Source organism: Peteryoungia ipomoeae, assembly GCF_004912165.1.
GTDB classification, from domain to species: domain Bacteria; phylum Pseudomonadota; class Alphaproteobacteria; order Rhizobiales; family Rhizobiaceae; genus Allorhizobium; species Allorhizobium ipomoeae.
In genome coordinates, this window is record NZ_STGV01000005.1 from 258,438 (window position 1) to 274,926 (window position 16,489).

Below are 16,489 nucleotides of genomic sequence, written 5' to 3' on the forward strand. Positions count from 1 at the left end.
CATCTGCCATTCGAAACACATTCCGAGGAGTTCCCATGTTTGTCGTCAAAAGCGCGCCCGCCGAAGCCCAGGCCAGCACCTCGCGGGATCTTGGAGAGCTACCGACATGGCGACTTGAGGATCTCTATCCCGGTCAGACATCCGCCGAGTTTCTGGGCGCTGTTGAAAAGGCAGCAGCGGACGCACTGGCCTTCGAAGTGAAGTGGAAGGGCAAGCTTGCCGAAGCGCTCGAGACGGTCGGGGATACCTCGCTCGCCCAGGCCTCGACTGAAATGGACGCGCTGGAGGATCTTCTGGGCCGCATCGCCTCTTATGCCGGTCTCACCTATTATTCCGACATGACGAACCCGGCGAATGGCAAATTCTTCGGCGACATCCAGGCGAAGCTGACCGACATGTCGTCGCGCCTCCTGTTCTTCCCCCTGGAACTGAACCGTTTGCCCGACGACGCGGTTGACGCCGCCATGGACCGCGACCCGGCCCTTGCGCATTTCCGCCCCTGGATCGTCGACCTTCGCAAGGACAAGCCGCATCAGCTCGATGACCGTATCGAGCAGCTATTCCTTGAAAAATCCCAGACGGGAGCTGCAGCTTTCAACCGTCTCTTTGATGAAACGCTGGCCTCTCTGCGCTTCAAGGTCGGCGACGAGGACATACCGCTTGAGCCGACACTGACGCTCCTTCAGGATGCCGATCCGGAAAAGCGCAGGACTTCGGCCGAAGCGCTGTCGAAGACGTTCAAGGAAAATGCCCGCATCTTCACGCTGGTCACCAACACGCTCGCCAAGGACAAGGACATTTCCGACCGCTGGCGCGGCTTTGAAGACATCGCCGACTCGCGCCACCTCGCCAACCGCGTCGAGCGCGAGGTGGTGGACGCGCTTGCCGAGGCCGTCCGCGAAGCCTATCCGCGCCTGTCGCACCGCTATTACAAGATGAAGGCCAAGTGGCTCGGCATGGAGCAGATGAACTTCTGGGACCGCAATGCGCCGCTTGCGGAAACCCCTGATCGCATCATCCCCTGGGAAGAAGCTAAGGATATGGTGCTCTCTGCCTATGGCGGGTTCGCGCCGGAGATGGCAGAGATCGCCGGCCGCTTTTTCGACGGCGGCTGGATCGATGCCCCGGCCCGGCCCGGCAAGGCGCCCGGCGCCTTTGCCCACCCGACCGTACCGTCAGCCCACCCTTACGTGCTGGTGAACTATCTTGGCAAACCGCGTGATGTCATGACGCTTGCCCATGAACTTGGCCACGGCGTGCACCAGGTGCTTGCCGGCGGCCAGGGTGCCATGATGTGCCAGACGCCGCTGACGCTCGCAGAAACCGCATCCGTCTTCGGCGAGATGCTGACCTTCCGCGCCCTTCTCGACAAGACCACGGACAAGCGCGAGCGCAAGGCGATGCTTGCCCAGAAGGTCGAGGACATGATCAACACGGTCGTGCGCCAGATCGCCTTCTACCAGTTCGAGCGCAAGATCCACACGGCGCGCAAGGAGGGAGAACTGACCGCAGAGCAGATCGGCGAACTCTGGCTCTCCGTGCAGCAGGAGAGCCTTGGGCCTGCGATCAAGATCTCCGAAGGCTATGAAACCTGGTGGACCTATATCCCCCACTTCATCCACTCGCCCTTCTATGTCTACGCCTATGCCTTCGGCGACTGCCTGGTGAACTCGCTCTATGCGGTCTACCAGAACGCCGATCAGGGCTTCCAGGACAAGTATTTCGAACTCCTGAGGGCCGGCGGCACCAAGCATCATTCCGAACTTCTCGCCCCCTTCGGCCTCGACGCCACCGATTCGTCGTTCTGGGCCAAGGGGCTGTCGATGATCGAGGGGCTGATCGATGAACTGGAAGCGCTTGACAGACAAGCATAGGCTGTAGATCCATTTCGTTGCAGGGGATGGGCGCAGATGGATCTAGATCAGAAGTACGGCATCGCCATGCTGCCGGCAGGGCGGGGTATACGAGAATGGGAAAGGTCGCGACAGCCGAAGTCGCTGCTTCGAAAACACCTATCCCGTTCGGACGATCCCCGTTCGACCGTCCTTCTCGACTTCATGCGGCGAGCGCAGGATGCGCTGCGTCATGAGCCGGTACATCTTTCTATCAGTCAAGCTCCTGTGGATACTCGATGAGGAGGCAGGCCTGCGCCTGGCAATCGAGGAAGCCACGAGCCCGGTCTCCGACTTGTCCATCCCGATCCTGATCCTCAATCCTGAGGGATCACGAGGTTGGCAAAAGCTTGGCCATCCATCTTTGTTGCCGCCTCCGCATCGCGGCAGAATTGCCGGGGAACTGATCCTGCGCGCGGACGATGAAGCCCAGGGCTTCTGGGAACTTAACAATTCCTCAGGACGCTACGGCCTAAACTGCGGACGAACCGAGATGCAACTGAATGCCGCAGCCGAACGTTTCGTAGCTGAAGGCGTGAGAATAGACATCGACTTCCAAGGGATATAGGCTCACTTTTAAAGCCAAGTCGAAGGTGGAAATCGGAATGAACGAGACCTTCAAGAAATATCTGCAGAAAATTCAGAGGCTGGGCAAAGTCGAGCGGGCGAAACTCCGCAGCGTCCTCTTGGATGAGGAGACGCATGCAGAATTCCTCGACCTTGTGACCGTCCTGATCGAAGAATCCGACGCATCGGACGAAGCGGCGCTGGAAGATCTGTTCATTTTTGGTGCCCAGATTGCCGATCTATGGCCAGAGGATGAAATCAGATTCGAATTTTCGCAGATCGACCAGTCTGTGCTTGCCTTTCGCTCCGGCTTCTCGGGAGATGAGTTCACAACCGTTTTCTCGGTGGAAGCTCTTGCTGATCTGGAACGACAGGCAACGGATACTGCCATGCCTTCTCCGAGACAGGAGACCGGTAGGTCGGCCTCCAAGGCCCGGTCGAAGCGGCGGGGCAAAACGCACTCGATAGAGCTGCAGAAACATTCCATCGCCGCTTGATGGCTGATGTGAAATCGAACGCCAGCTTCAGCTTTGTCAACCAAACAGGATCCGCTGTGATCCTCGGACATCGATGCGCATATTGTGACTGAAAACAGATCCACCCCTTACGCCCTCTTCCGCGACGACCGTGCCGGAAAGAGCCTCGTCTTTGCCGCCCCGCGCGAGCTTGTTCTGGCGCGGACGGCGGATGAGGTCCGGCCGGCGCTGGAGCGACTGGAGCAAGCCCGAAAATCCGGCAAATGGCTGGCCGGCTACCTGTCCTATGAGGCCGGCTTTGCCTTCGAGGACAAGCTTCAACCGTTGATTGTCGAGGGGCGCGAGACACCGCTGATCGCCATGGGCATCTTCGATGCGCCGGCACCAGAGGATCATCCCCTGGCGCAACCATCCGCCAACATCCGCAATGCCCCGCTCTTGGCCGAGCCGCGCGCGGCCTGGGATCTCGAAGCCTATCGGGAACGCTTCAACCAGCTGCACCACCACTTGCGCAAAGGTGACTGCTATCAGGCAAACCTCACCATGCCGATCACAGCGCGGTGGGACGGCGATCCGCAGGCAGCCTTCTGGTCTCTGGTCGGCCGTCAGCCGGTGCATTACGGCGCCCTGATCAATCTGGCCGGGCCGGTTTTGCTGTCACGCTCGCCGGAGCTCTTTTTTTCCGTTGACGAAGACGGCTGGATCGAGACCCATCCGATGAAGGGAACGGCGCCGCGCGGCACGTCGCCAGACGAGGATGAGGCAATCATTGCGGCCATGCTGGAAGACGAAAAGACCCAGGCCGAAAATCGCATGATCGTCGATCTCCTGCGCAACGACATCTCGGTCATATCAGAAGTCGGGACTCTCGATGTGCCAAAACTCTTTGCCATCGAAACCTACCCGACCGTCCACCAGATGGTGAGCCGTGTGCGCGCCAAACTCAAAGCGGGTATCGGCCTGCCCGAAATCATGGCTGCCCTCTTTCCCTGTGGTTCGGTCACCGGCGCGCCGAAAATGTGGGCCATGCGCATCCTGCACACCCTCGAAGTTGGGCCACGCGACGCCTATTGCGGCGCAATCGGCTGGTGTGATCCCGCGGGCCCCATGCGATTTTCGGTGGCAATCCGCACCATTTCGCTTTTCAACGACGGCCGGGCCGTCTTCAATGTCGGCGGCGGCATCGTCTTCGATTCGAAGGCGGAGGCCGAATATGAGGAATGCCTGCTGAAGGCGCGCTTTGCCGTGGGTGATCAATGGATTTCTCGCTGATCGAGACAATGCGATGGCAGCCGGACGCCGGGTTTCTCCGGCTTGACCAGCATTTGCGCCGCCTGTCCCGCTCCGCCGATGCGCTGGGCTTTCGCCAGCCCCAGGATGTCAAAAATCGGCTGACCAAGGAAATTTCCGGGACGACGGCGCTGCGCGTTCGCCTCGTCATGACCTATCGCGGCAAGATGGAGATCACGGCAACGCCGTTCGAACCTTTGCCCGAGGATACGGTCTGGCGCGTCCGGGTTGCGAAAACCCGCCTTCAGTCCGAAGACAGTCTCTTCCGCCACAAGACGTCGCGCCGCGAACCCTATGAGGCCGCCCGTGCGGAGTTTTCCAAGGAGGACGCCGACGAAGTGATCCTGCTCAACGAGCGCGACGAAGTCTGCGAAGGCACGATCACCAACCTCTTCGCCGAGGCCGATGACAACATGCTCCTGACCCCGCCGCTGACCAGCGGCCTGCTGCCCGGCGTTCTGCGTGCCGAACTGATCCGCGAGCGCAAGGCCCGCGGCGAGGTGCTGAAAATCGACGACCTGCGCCGGCGCAAGCTTTTCGTCGGAAACTCCCTGCGTGGGCTCATCCGCGCCGAATTAGTGGAATAAAGCGAACGCATGTTCATTCTCTCCCTCACCTATGTAAAACCCTCCGAAGACGCCGATCGCCTGATGCAGCCGCACATGGACTGGGTGAATGCCGGCTATGAAAGCGGCCTCTTTCTCGCCTCCGGCCGCAAGAACCCACGCACCGGCGGCGTCATCCTGGCAAAAGGCGACCGCGCCGCAATCGAAACCTATGCAGCAAGCGATCCTTTTGTCATCGAAGGCATCGCCATCTGCGACGTGACCGAAGTTGTTGTAAGCCGGGCGGCGGCTGGGCTTGAGGGCTTGAAGGACTGAGATGCGGGGTCAGTCGCCGCTGCTCCTTGGCGCTTCCCGCCGCCCGTCGAAAACTTCGAGGATTTCGATAACGTCTGTATGAAGCCTGTAATAGACGATGTAGGGCGTACCCGGAACGATCAGCCGCCGGATGTTTGCAAGCCGGGTGCGTGTGCCCAGCTCAGGCTGGAGAGGCAGAAGCTCGACACTAGCAAGGATGCGAGCTGCGACCCGACCGGCAGCAGCGGAATGAAAGCGGGCGATATATCTGCGAATGTGAACGAGATCGTCACGCGCGGTCGTCGCCCAGATCAGTCTCATGGCAGAGAACGGGCATGATCCGGCTGCGGAGGAACCAACTCGTCATCCTCGCCCCAGCTTTCCAGCCAGGCCTTCATCGCCTCATGAGAGATCAGCCCGCGCCCGGCGTCGGGCCGAAGACCATTCTTAACGACTGCCAGTTCCATCTCTTGACGGTCGAGATACTCGGCAACCGCCATCTCCACCACCTCGCGCTCCTCCAACTGGCTGTCTCGAGCGGACTGCCGCAGGCGTGTCATCGTTTTCTCCGAAACAACAACGTTTGGTAGATTTCCCGACATTGGTCGACACTCCAATTCCCCGCAGATCGCGATCCACAGCAAAGCCTGTCTTGTCATCAGATTAGCAAAGCGTCAGGGTGACCGCAAATCGAGACTGGCACATATGTCCACCACCTTCACCCACACACCCTACGCCACCCTGAACCGCCCCTTCACCATCGGCCTCTCCGCACTCGACCCCAGACACTGGATCGAGCCGGATAGTCACCTCCGACGCTATCTCGCTGCGAAGCGGACGCTGGTTGCCACCCACAGGCACGAGGTCTTCCGTGCCACCGAAGACAGCCTGGCCGCCCAGCACGAATGTCTGGAAGCACTGGTGGCACATCTGGAAGCCAATCATCCGAGGATCTATCGCCGCAACGGCAACCAATTTGAGATGGTAGGGCACACGGTCGACCTTGCAGACGAAACCATGCCGCCGCTGATGCGGGCAGGCATGCTGGTCCAAGACGACCTCGTCATCATGCAGAAGCGCGAATCTGGCTGGTGCATTGCCGCCGCCCATCTCTCCTTCCCCTCCTCCTGGTCGCTGGCCGAAAAATTCGATCGGCCGATGGAGGAGGTGCACAGACATGTGCCAGGCTTTGAGGCGGGAACGCGCAATGCCGTCATGATCAACCGCATCTTCGAAAATCTCCAGCCGGGCCAACCGGCCGAGCGTTTCAACTGGTCGATCAACTGGCAGGAAAAGCTGCATCACCCCGAAACGGGCCGCAACGACACGGCAGAGCCGCAAGACGCCGTGGTCCGCGTCGAACGCCAGACCCTGACGAAACTGCCGAAGACGGGCGCCATCGTCTTCACCATTCGCATCTATCTCGACCCTGTCACACTCTTCGACCGGCATGCCGATGGACCGCGCCTCGCAGGCAAACTCGCACGCCAGCTCGAGGCGCTCACCGATCAGCAATCCGCCTATAAAGGCCTTGATGTCCAGAGGGTTCGGCTCATCGAGCGTCTACGTGCAACCTCCGGCGCGGAAAAATAGGCGCGGACGACATTCTCGGGGCGTTGGACGCCCTTTATTGTGTCAGAGTTTTGTGATCTAGAACCGCCACTATCGCTCCGGCCCCACCGAAACAGGCCGGAAACACAGCCCGAAAGAAGCGGGCTTCCAAGGAGACGGACATGAGCGAAAAGACCTACCCGGTATACGGCGAGATCACCGGCCCGATCGTGATGATCGGCTTCGGGTCGATCGGCCGCGGCACCCTGCCGCTGATCGAACGCCACTTCAAGTTCGACAAGAGCCGGATGGTCGTCATCGACCCGCGCAACGACGAAGCGGAACTGCTCGCCAAGCACGGCATCAAGCATATCCAGGCGCATGTCACCAAGGACAACTACAAGAAGCTCCTGAAGCCGCTTCTGACGGAAGGCGAAGGCCAGGGCTTCTGCGTCAACCTCTCGGTCGACACCGGCTCGTTGGATCTGATGAAGCTCTGCCGCAAGCTCGACGTGCTTTACATCGACACCGTCGTCGAGCCCTGGCTCGGCTTCTACTTCGACAAGAACATGAAGAATTCCGAGCGCACCAACTACGCGCTGCGCGAGACCGTTCGCCAGGAAAAGGCAAAGAATCCAGGCGGTTCGACGGCCGTTTCAACCTGCGGTGCAAATCCGGGCATGGTGTCCTGGTTCGTCAAGCAGGGCCTGGTCAACCTTGCCCATGAAATCGGCCTGAAGTTCGAGGAACCGGACCAGAACGACCGCGAAGGCTGGGCCAGGCTGATGAAGAAGGTCGGCGTCAAGGGCGTGCACATCGCCGAGCGCGACACCCAGCGCACCAAGAACCCGAAGCCGCTCAACGTCTTTTGGAACACCTGGTCGGCGGAAGGCTTCATCTCGGAAGGCCTGCAGCCCTCTGAACTCGGCTGGGGCACCCATGAAAACTGGATGCCGAAAAACGCCAAGAAGCACAAGAAGGGCTGCAAGGCCGCGATCTATCTGGAACAGCCGGGTGCCAACACCCGCGTGCGCACCTGGTGCCCGACGCCGGGCCCGCAATACGGCTTCCTCGTCACCCACAACGAGTCGATCTCGATTGCCGACTACTTCACCGTCGAGAAGGACGGCGAAGTCGTCTATCGTCCGACCTGCCACTATGCCTATCATCCGGCCAATGACGCGGTTCTGTCGCTGCATGAAATGTTCGGCAATGGCGGCAATCAGCAGCCTGTCCTGCACGTCCTGAACGAGGACGAACTCGTCGACGGCGTCGACGAACTCGGCGTGCTGCTCTACGGCCACGAGAAGAACGCCTACTGGTACGGTTCGCGCCTGTCGCTGGAAGAGACGCGCCGCATCGCGCCTTATCAGAACGCCACCGGCCTGCAGGTGACCTCCGCCGTGCTCGCCGGCATGGTCTGGGCGCTGGAAAACCCGAAGGCCGGCATCGTCGAGGCCGACGAGATGGATTACAAGCGCTGCCTCGAAGTGCAGTCGCCCTATCTCGGCCCGGTCGAAGGCCACTACACCGACTGGACCCCGCTCGACGGTCGCCCGGGCCTCTTCCCGGAAGACCTCGACGAGAAGGATCCTTGGCAGTTCAAGAACATCCTCGTCCGTTGATCGGGAAGGAACACAAGACGAAGCCTGCTTCTTAACCGAGCAGGCTTCGCATGTCGCAGATGCGCCACAGCAAGGCCGGGATAAGCACCCTCACCCGGTCTCCACGCCTTGCTTTGGCCGATCCTTCACGGCATGGTTCCAAATGATACACAATGGCTGCCGATTAATTCCGGAGGCCACTCAGGTGGGAGCAACCAATGAACATTCGTGCCATCACGGCGATCGCAGCCTGCAGCCTCGCCCTCTCCTCATGCTACAGCACGGGTCCGGCCCGGCAATTGCCAGCTGTTCAACAGGGACCGTCCATTGAGGGCGCATGGGTCGATCCGAACGGCATCGTATCGACCTTCCAGGGCGGCACCTTCAGCACGCGGACGACGGACAGCAATCAGCTGCTCGCCTCCGGTTCCTATGTGTTGCAGAACGAGCGCCTGGTCGAGATCAACATGACCTCGCTGGTGCGCAACACCCGCCAGAAGGTAAACTGCGCACTGGTCACGCCGAGCCAGCTCAACTGCACCTCCGACAGCGGTGCACAGTTCTCGCTTGCGCGCCGCGCCTGATCGCGCCTTTCCATATGAGACGAAAAAGCGGCCACTGGCCGCTTTTTTTTCGCTCTTCAGCCAAACCTAACATGCAACACGGCCTGCCTTTTTTCTTGCCCTTCCGCGGGCTTGATGAAAACATTGGGGTCTGCGCGAGACGGGATTGTTGTCATGAAGACCTGCAATCTTTCGGCGCCACGGGAAAACAGGAGACTCTATCGATGTTCAGACAGGTGAAAATTGGCCTTTTCAGCGCTTCGGTCTTGGCACTGAGTGCAGGTGCGGCCTTTGCCGATTTCGAGCTCAACATCCTGCACATCAACGATCTGCATTCGCGCATCGAAGCGATCAGCAAATCAGACTCCACCTGCTCTGCCGAAGATGCGGCGAAGAACGAATGCTTTGGCGGGATTGCACGCGTCAAGGCGGCCATCGACGCCCGCCGGGCCGAACTGAATGGCAAGAATGTCCTGACGCTCGATGCGGGCGACCAGTTCCAGGGCTCTCTCTTCTACACCACCTACAAGAGCGCACCGATCGCCGAGTTCATGAACGCGATCACCTTTGATGCCATGGCCGTCGGCAACCACGAATTTGATGATGGTCCAGAGGAACTGGCAAAGTTCATTGATGCGCTGAAGTTCCCGATCATCTCGGGCAATACGCTTGCAGGCCTGAACACGCCGATCGCCGACAAGATCAAGCCTTACATCGTCAAGGAATTCGGCACGGAAAAGGTTGCCGTCGTCTCGGTGCTGGCGACCGACACGGACGAGACCTCGTCACCGGGCGACGGCGTCCTGTTTGCCGATGAAATCAGCTACCTGAAGGAAGCCGTGAGCGAGCTTGAAGGCCAGGGCGTCAACAAGATCGTCCTGCTTTCGCATGTTGGCTATGTCAGGGATCAGGAGATCGCCAAGGCCGTCGATGGCATCGACGTGATCGTCGGCGGCCATAGCCACACGCTCCTGTCCAACACAGACGAAAAGGCGCAAGGGCCCTATCCGACCCTGGTCAAAAACCCGGCCGGCAAGGATGTGCCGATCGTTCAGGCCTATGCCTATTCGAAGTATCTCGGCGACCTGACGGTTGTCTTCGATGACCAGGGTGCCGTGACGTCGGCCAAGGGCGAACCGAAACTCCTTGATGCCTCGGTCACGCCGGATGAGGGCTTTGTCGCCAAGGTCGCGGAACTTGCCGGTCCGATCGAAGAGCTGAAGCAGAAGGAAATCGGCTCCACCTCCGAAGCGATCGACGGCTCGCGCGAGACCTGCCGCGCCAAGGAATGCGCCATGGGCAACCTCGTTGCCGACGCCATGGTGGACCGCCTGCAGGATCAGGGCGTGACCATCGCGATCCAGAATGGCGGCGGTCTGCGCGCCTCGATCGACGCCGGCACCGTGACCATGGGCGAAGTCCTCACCGTCCTGCCCTTCCAGAACTCGCTGGCCTCCTTCCAGCTGAAGGGCTCCGACATCGTGGCCGCCCTCGAAAACGGCGTCGGCCAGGTCGAGGAAGCCGCCGGTCGCTTCCCGCAGGTCTCCGGCCTGAAATATGCCTTTGATGCCTCCAAGCCAGCCGGCAGCCGAGTCTCCGACGTTCAGGTGAAGGTCGGCGATGGCTTCGCCGCCATCGACGCGGACACCATCTATGGCGTTGCGACAAACAACTACATGCGCTCCGGTGGTGACGGCTACAAGATCTTCGCAACCGCTGGCCAGAACGCCTATGACTTCGGACCGGGCCTCGAATCCGTGGTCGCCGACTACATTGCCAAAACCGGCGCCTACAAGCCCTATACCGACGGTCGCATCACAGTGATTGAAGCGGCGGCAGCGCCGGCAGCAGAAACCCCGGCGGCTGACGCACCGGCTGCAGACGCAGCCCCAGCGGCCCCCGCACCTGCAACCTCGCAGGCTGCTCCCGCCGCAACCACGCCCGCCCCGGCAACAACGGAGGCTGCTCCTGCCGCAACCGAAACCGCTCCGGCCGCAGCCGAGGCAACAGCAGCACCAGCCGAGACGCCGATGTCTCCGACGGCCGGCAGCACGCATGTGATCGTGCGTGGCGACAACCTTTGGAAGCTTGCCGAACAGGTCTACGGCGACGGCAACAAGTGGCGCCAGATTGCAAAGGCAAACAGGCTGCGCAATCCAAGCCGTCTTCACGTCGGCCAGGCACTGCAATTGCCGGCCAAGTAAGACCCTTTGCCGCATCAACAGGGCCGGTCCGGACTTTTCCGGGCCGGCTTTTGCTTTTATCAGATGATCCCAACCGCTTATTGTGACGTAACGGGTCTGACCGTTTCACCAGGATAGTATCATGACCGAACGCCCCGCCCATTGGCCCGCTGACCACCCCGCCGTCAACTTCGGCAAGGTCGGCGTTCTCCTCGTCAATCTCGGTACACCCGATGGCACGGATTACAAATCCATGCGTCGCTATCTCGAGGAATTTCTGACGGACCGGCGCGTTATCGAATGGTCTAGGCTCTACTGGTATCCGATCCTCTACGGCATCGTCTTGAACAAGCGTCCGCAGAAGGTCGGCAAAGCCTATGAGGAGATCTGGAACAAGGATCTCGATGAGAGCTATCTGCGCACCTACACCCGCAGCCAGGCCGAAAAGCTCGCAGAGTCGCTGAAGGATCTGCCGAACGTGCATGTCGACTGGGCCATGCGCTATGGCAAGCCGGCGATCCAGGCCAAGATGAACGAGATGCAGAAGGCCGGCTGCGAAAAGATCCTCGTCTATCCGCTCTATCCGCATTATGCAGCGGCAACCACGGCGACCGTCAACGACGAGGCGTTCAAGGCGCTGTTGAAAATGCGCTGGCAGCCGGCTCTCCGCACTGTACCGCAATATGCCGACGATCCGGTCTATATCGCCGCCCTTGCCAACTCGATCAACCAGCATCTGGCCACCCTCGACTGGGAGCCCGAGCTGGTCATCACCTCCTATCACGGCATTCCAAAATCCTACTTCCTGAAGGGCGACCCCTATCACTGCCAGTGTCACAAGACGACGCGGCTGTTGCGCGAGCATCTCGGCTGGGAAAAGGACAGACTGATGGTCACCTTCCAGTCCCGTTTCGGGCCGGAGGAATGGCTGCAGCCCTATACCGACAAGACCGTCGAGAAACTGGCACAGGAAGGGGTCAAGCGGATTGCCATCATCAATCCCGGCTTCGTGTCGGACTGCCTCGAAACACTGGAGGAGATCGCGGGTGAAGCCGGCGAGGACTTCCTGCACAATGGCGGCGAAAAATTCACCCATATCCCCTGTCTGAACGACAGTGCCGAAGGCATGCGCGTGATCGAACATATCGTGCGCAAGGAGCTGCAGGGCTGGGTCTGACCAAGCAGGCTCCTGCCATTAGCGGTCGCATCAAACCGAAGCACAGGCGCAAGCCGGACGATGGGCCGCTTTGGTTGACGATCCCAATCCCGGGGCAGCAAATGCTGACCCGGGACAGCTCTCGACTGTTGAAACTTTAGGCAATCGCGAGGGCAAATGCCCAAAAAAAGTATGTTTGCCCTCGTGCTGCGTTTGTCCGCGCAGGTGGCTTTTCATCGGATACAGGGGCAAAAACACCACTTTCCTGCAACTCTGACGAAGCGGCTTAGGGCAAGGCGCCTAATTGCCGGCAGGCAGCCTGGGTGCAATCCAGCGTGAAAATATATTTATATTCCAATATTTAAGCCGAAGCAGTTGCAGCGGCAACACAACCGTTCACAACCGAGATGCTACTCCTCTCCATGCGTCCCGCTAAACCATTGTATTTTACGCAAGTTTTAGTTCCGCGACCGCTAATATTAATACTCCTTTTAACAATGATACCTAGAATACAGGGGATTGAAGGAGACCCCCATGTTGTTCAAACGCGCAATGCTTGCCTCTGTTGTACTTGCCACGTCCGCCCTGCCCGCCCTCGCTGAACCGCCGGCACCGGACGTGAAGAAGCTGATTACGCCTGAACTCGTGCAGGAAATGCGCGACATGATCGGTGTCGAAATCGTCAAGGTTTCCATCGCGGCTCAGAACAATCAGATCGGCGACATCGACCAGGCCAAGATCGACGAACTGGACAACCAGTGGAAGGCAGAGCGCGAGGCAGCCGACAAGCCGCTTATTGCAGCGACATTGTCCAGCCCCCTCTCGGTCTACCTTGCCCGCCTACAGGGCAAGTCGCTCGGTCTCTACGCCGAAATCTTCGTCATGGATAAGAACGGCCTGAACGTCGGCCAGAGCTCGGTCACGAGCGATTTCTGGCAGGGTGACGAAGGCAAGTTCCAGAAGACCTATGACGTCTCGGAGACAGCTCTCTTCATCGACGAGGCTGAATGGGATGACGAAGCCAAGATCTGGCGCAACCAGGTCAGCTTCACCGTCACAGACGCAGCCAATGCCAAGATTGGCGCCGTCACCGTCGAACTCAACCTGACTGAACTTGAGCGCCGTAGCCAATCCGGCGCCTGATCCATTCCGCGGCGCCATGATGGCGATCGTTTCCCACCTGTGCCGCAATATCCATTCGAGGCAGACACGATATGCTGAACAATATTTCCGTCACGACCAAGGGGCTGGTTGCATTCAGTCTGCTTGCCGTGATCGCCATCGCAAGTTCGACGCTGATTTACAACCGCACTATCACAGCAAACGCGTTGGTGGCTGAAGCCGAAAAGGTTGACACACTCCGCGAGACGGCTGCCGAATATTCTGATGACATCTACGTCACGGATCTGAAGCTGAAAAGCTTTCTGCTGACCGGTAACCGGGCTTACGCCGCGGAAGTGGACGAACTGCGCGCAGAAATGAACGCTGACGCTGAAGCTATTCGGAAGCTCTTTGCGGCCGAGGCGCCGGCGGAAGCGCCCGCGATGCAGCAGGCCTTCGAAGCCATCGCCGAATGGCAGACGAACTTCGTCGAGCGCCAAGTCCTCCTGATGCGCGATCCTGCTACCGTGGAACTCGCTCGCGCTATTGAAGTGAGCGGCGAGGGCGAGGCCGTGGTTGGCAGGGCGCAGGGAAGCGTCAAGCAGGCCATGGATCTTCTGACAGCTCGCAGTACCCTGGCCGAGCAGCAGCAGACGCAAGCGCTGAAATCTGTCGAAACGATCGCCCTTGGCGCCGCAATTGCCGTCGCCCTGGCAGCCGCTCTCATGGCATTCCTGAACTATCGCCTCGTATCGCGCCCCCTCGCCCAGCTGGCAACCGCTACGGACAGGCTCTCCAAGGGTGACCTGAGTGTGACGATTACCTCCGGCGGCAAGGATGAGATCGGTCAGATGGCTGCGTCCATGCAGATCTTCCGTGAAGCGGCTGTCGCCAACAAGCGCCTGGAATCCGAAGCCGAAGACAACCGCCGGCAGGCTGAACTGGATCGGATCAACGCGCAGCAGCGTGCCGAGGCCGATGCCGCCGAACGTCTGCGCATTGCCACCTCCGGTCTGGCCGCCGGTCTGAAGCGCCTTTCCGAAGGCGACCTCGCCTTCCAGCTGACCGAAGCCTTCGCCCCGGATTTCGAACAGCTGCGTCACGACTTCAACACGTCGATCCGCCAGCTCAACAACACCATGTCCGCGATCATGAACAGCGTCGCCACCATGGAAACCGGCACCCGCGAAATTGCCACGGGCTCGGACCAGCTGTCGAAGCGGACCGAACAGCAGGCAGCGTCGCTCGAGGAAACCGCCGCCGCCGTCGAAGAGATCACGGCCAATGTGTCGAGCTCGACCAAGCGGACGGAAGAGGCCCGCGGCGTTGCGGCCAAGGCCAATACCTCCGCCACCCAGTCGTCGGAAGTTGTGTCCAAGGCCGAAGAAGCCATGCGCCGCATCGAGGACAGCTCGCAGCAGATCTCCAACATCATCGGCGTCATCGATGAAATCGCCTTCCAGACCAACCTGCTCGCATTGAATGCCGGCGTCGAAGCAGCGCGTGCCGGTGAAGCCGGCAAGGGCTTTGCGGTTGTCGCTCAGGAAGTGCGTGAACTGGCCCAGCGTTCGGCTCAGGCAGCCAAGGAAATCAAGGCCCTGATCCAGAACTCCTCAACCGAAGTTGCAGGTGGTGTCGATCTCGTCCGCAAGACCGGCGAGGCGCTGCGCACCATCGGTGGCCTGATCACCGAGATGAACACGCATATGGATGCGATCGCCATCTCTGCCCGCGAGCAGTCGACCGGCCTTTCGGAAGTCAACCAGGCCGTCAACTCGATGGACCAGACGACCCAGCAGAACGCAGCTATGGTGGAAGAATCGAACGCCGCCTCCGCAGCGCTTGCAGCCGAAGCGGGCAAACTGCGCGAACTGATCACCCAGTTCAGCATCGACGGTTCGCAGAACGCCCAGGTCGGCGCGCTCCGCCAGACGGCCCAGGCCATGGCCCGTCCGCAGGCGACCCACAGCGCAGCACCTGCTCCGGCACCGCGCCGTGCGGCAGCTCCAATGACGCACGGCAACGCCGCCGTTTCGCGCGACAACTGGGAAGAATTCTGAAAGCCAGCCAAATGATTAAGACAGAGGGCGGGATCGAAGGTCCCGCCCTTTTGCTATTGTATGGCATCCCAACCGCGTGACACACACCGCTTGCATTCACGGGCTAAAGTCCCGATGTTAAGGCGGAAACCAAGAAAAATGCCCTAGCGGGCCGGGAGTAGAAAATGCCGTTTGCAGGTCCGGATATTGTCATCATCGCAGTCGTCGCGCTGGTTATCCTCGTTCTCTTTGCGGGGATAAAGACGGTACCGCAGGGGTATCGCTACACGATCGAACGGTTTGGCCGCTATACCCGCACGCTGGAACCGGGCCTCAATATCATCGTTCCCTTCTTTGAGCGCATCGGCGCCAAGATGAACGTGATGGAACAGGTTCTGGACGTTCCGACCCAGGAGGTCATCACCAAGGACAATGCTTCGGTCTCCGCCGATGCGGTCGCCTTCTACCAGATCCTCAATGCTGCCGAAGCGGCCTATCAGGTTGCGAACCTGGAAAACGCCATCCTCAATCTGACCATGACCAATATCCGCTCGGTCATGGGATCGATGGACCTCGACGAACTGCTTTCCAACCGCGAAGTCATCAACGACCGCCTGCTGCGCGTGGTTGACGAGGCCGTCCGCCCCTGGGGTATCAAGGTCACCCGCGTCGAGATCAAGGACATCCAGCCGCCGGTCGACCTCGTCGACGCCATGGGCCGCCAGATGAAGGCCGAGCGCGAAAAGCGCGCCCAGGTTCTCGAAGCCGAAGGTTTCCGTAACGCCCAGATCCTGCGCGCCGAAGGAGCCAAGCAATCGGCCATCCTGCAGGCCGAAGGCCAGCGCGAAGCTGCCTATCGCGAGGCGGAAGCGCGCGAACGTCTGGCCGAAGCCGAAGCCAAGGCAACCCGCATGGTGTCCGAAGCCATCTCTGCCGGTGATATCAACGCCATCAACTACTTCGTTGCCCAGAAGTACACGGAAGCCATGGCCTCCATCGGCACGGCGAACAATGCCAAGGTCGTGCTGATGCCGATGGAAGCGTCATCGCTGATCGGCTCGCTTGGTGGCATCGGTGCCATTGCCAAGGAAGTCTTCGGCGGTGAGCAACAGCGCCCTGCCCCGACTGCACCGCGCCCCGCGGCAGCCGCCCCCGTTCGCAGCACGCCGCCGGCTGGCAACCCTTTTGACCCCAATCGCGAGTGATC

The 16,489-nt window shown here is 60.2% G+C and carries 16 protein-coding genes; 14 read left to right on the plus strand and 2 right to left on the minus strand.

Features of this window, described 5'->3' with window-relative positions; genetic code table 11:
• Positions 1-35 precede the first annotated feature (35 nt).
• From FAA97_RS16015 to FAA97_RS16040, 6 genes are all read left to right on the plus strand, one after another.
• Positions 36-1,874 carry a M3 family oligoendopeptidase gene (locus FAA97_RS16015; protein WP_136599563.1) on the plus strand — a complete coding sequence of 613 codons (1,839 nt, stop codon included), beginning with the start codon at positions 36-38 and terminating at the stop codon, positions 1,872-1,874.
• Between the two features lie 211 nt (positions 1,875-2,085).
• Positions 2,086-2,460, plus strand: coding sequence for a hypothetical protein (locus FAA97_RS16020; RefSeq protein ID WP_136599564.1), 375 nt, complete (start codon positions 2,086-2,088; stop codon positions 2,458-2,460).
• Between the two features lie 37 nt (positions 2,461-2,497).
• The gene (locus FAA97_RS16025) at positions 2,498-2,956 is read left to right on the plus strand and encodes a hypothetical protein (protein WP_136599565.1); all 459 of its coding nucleotides are present in this window, start codon (positions 2,498-2,500) and stop codon (positions 2,954-2,956) included.
• 84 nt (positions 2,957-3,040) lie between these two features.
• Positions 3,041-4,207: an aminodeoxychorismate synthase component I gene (locus FAA97_RS16030; RefSeq protein WP_136599566.1), complete on the plus strand. Its 1,167-nt coding sequence runs from the start codon at positions 3,041-3,043 to the stop codon at positions 4,205-4,207.
• Positions 4,192-4,812 carry an aminotransferase class IV family protein gene (locus FAA97_RS16035; RefSeq protein WP_136599567.1) on the plus strand — a complete coding sequence of 207 codons (621 nt, stop codon included), beginning with the start codon at positions 4,192-4,194 and terminating at the stop codon, positions 4,810-4,812. Before FAA97_RS16030 ends, FAA97_RS16035 begins: the two co-directional genes overlap by 16 nt.
• Positions 4,813-4,821: 9 nt before the next feature.
• On the plus strand, positions 4,822-5,106 hold the full coding sequence (locus FAA97_RS16040) for a YciI family protein (protein ID WP_136599568.1): 285 nt from the start codon (positions 4,822-4,824) through the stop codon (positions 5,104-5,106).
• A gap of 9 nt (positions 5,107-5,115) precedes the next feature.
• Here the strand turns inward: FAA97_RS16040 and FAA97_RS16045 are convergent, their stop codons facing one another.
• Both FAA97_RS16045 and FAA97_RS16050 read right to left on the minus strand, forming a co-directional pair.
• On the minus strand, positions 5,116-5,406 hold the full coding sequence (locus FAA97_RS16045) for a type II toxin-antitoxin system RelE/ParE family toxin (protein ID WP_136599569.1): 291 nt from the start codon (positions 5,404-5,406) through the stop codon (positions 5,116-5,118).
• Positions 5,403-5,645 (minus strand): hypothetical protein, encoded by a 243-nt coding sequence (locus tag FAA97_RS16050; protein WP_136599570.1) that lies wholly within the window; start codon positions 5,643-5,645, stop codon positions 5,403-5,405. The genes FAA97_RS16045 and FAA97_RS16050 overlap by 4 nt, the downstream gene beginning before the upstream one ends.
• A gap of 145 nt (positions 5,646-5,790) precedes the next feature.
• Between FAA97_RS16050 and FAA97_RS16055 the strand changes: the two genes are divergently transcribed.
• The 8 genes from FAA97_RS16055 to FAA97_RS16090 all read left to right on the plus strand — a co-directional run bounded on the left by FAA97_RS16055 (position 5,791) and on the right by FAA97_RS16090 (position 16,487).
• Positions 5,791-6,678, plus strand: a complete 888-nt coding sequence (locus FAA97_RS16055; protein WP_136599571.1) for a heme-dependent oxidative N-demethylase family protein — start codon at positions 5,791-5,793, stop codon at positions 6,676-6,678.
• A 140-nt stretch (positions 6,679-6,818) separates the two neighbouring features.
• Complete coding sequence (locus tag FAA97_RS16060) at positions 6,819-8,261, plus strand: homospermidine synthase (RefSeq protein ID WP_136599572.1); 1,443 nt, start codon at positions 6,819-6,821, stop codon at positions 8,259-8,261.
• Between the two features lie 197 nt (positions 8,262-8,458).
• Positions 8,459-8,824, plus strand: coding sequence for an outer membrane lipoprotein Omp10 (omp10, locus tag FAA97_RS16065; protein WP_136599573.1), 366 nt, complete (start codon positions 8,459-8,461; stop codon positions 8,822-8,824).
• 203 nt (positions 8,825-9,027) lie between these two features.
• Positions 9,028-11,007 (plus strand): bifunctional metallophosphatase/5'-nucleotidase, encoded by a 1,980-nt coding sequence (locus FAA97_RS16070; RefSeq protein WP_136599574.1) that lies wholly within the window; start codon positions 9,028-9,030, stop codon positions 11,005-11,007.
• Between the two features lie 121 nt (positions 11,008-11,128).
• Complete coding sequence (hemH, locus tag FAA97_RS16075) at positions 11,129-12,163, plus strand: ferrochelatase (protein ID WP_136599575.1); 1,035 nt, start codon at positions 11,129-11,131, stop codon at positions 12,161-12,163.
• A 513-nt stretch (positions 12,164-12,676) separates the two neighbouring features.
• Positions 12,677-13,285 (plus strand): hypothetical protein, encoded by a 609-nt coding sequence (locus FAA97_RS16080; protein WP_136599576.1) that lies wholly within the window; start codon positions 12,677-12,679, stop codon positions 13,283-13,285.
• 71 nt (positions 13,286-13,356) lie between these two features.
• Positions 13,357-15,303 (plus strand): methyl-accepting chemotaxis protein, encoded by a 1,947-nt coding sequence (locus FAA97_RS16085; RefSeq protein ID WP_136599577.1) that lies wholly within the window; start codon positions 13,357-13,359, stop codon positions 15,301-15,303.
• A gap of 164 nt (positions 15,304-15,467) precedes the next feature.
• Positions 15,468-16,487 carry an SPFH domain-containing protein gene (locus FAA97_RS16090; RefSeq protein WP_136599578.1) on the plus strand — a complete coding sequence of 340 codons (1,020 nt, stop codon included), beginning with the start codon at positions 15,468-15,470 and terminating at the stop codon, positions 16,485-16,487.
• The last annotated feature ends 2 nt before the right edge of the window (positions 16,488-16,489 follow it).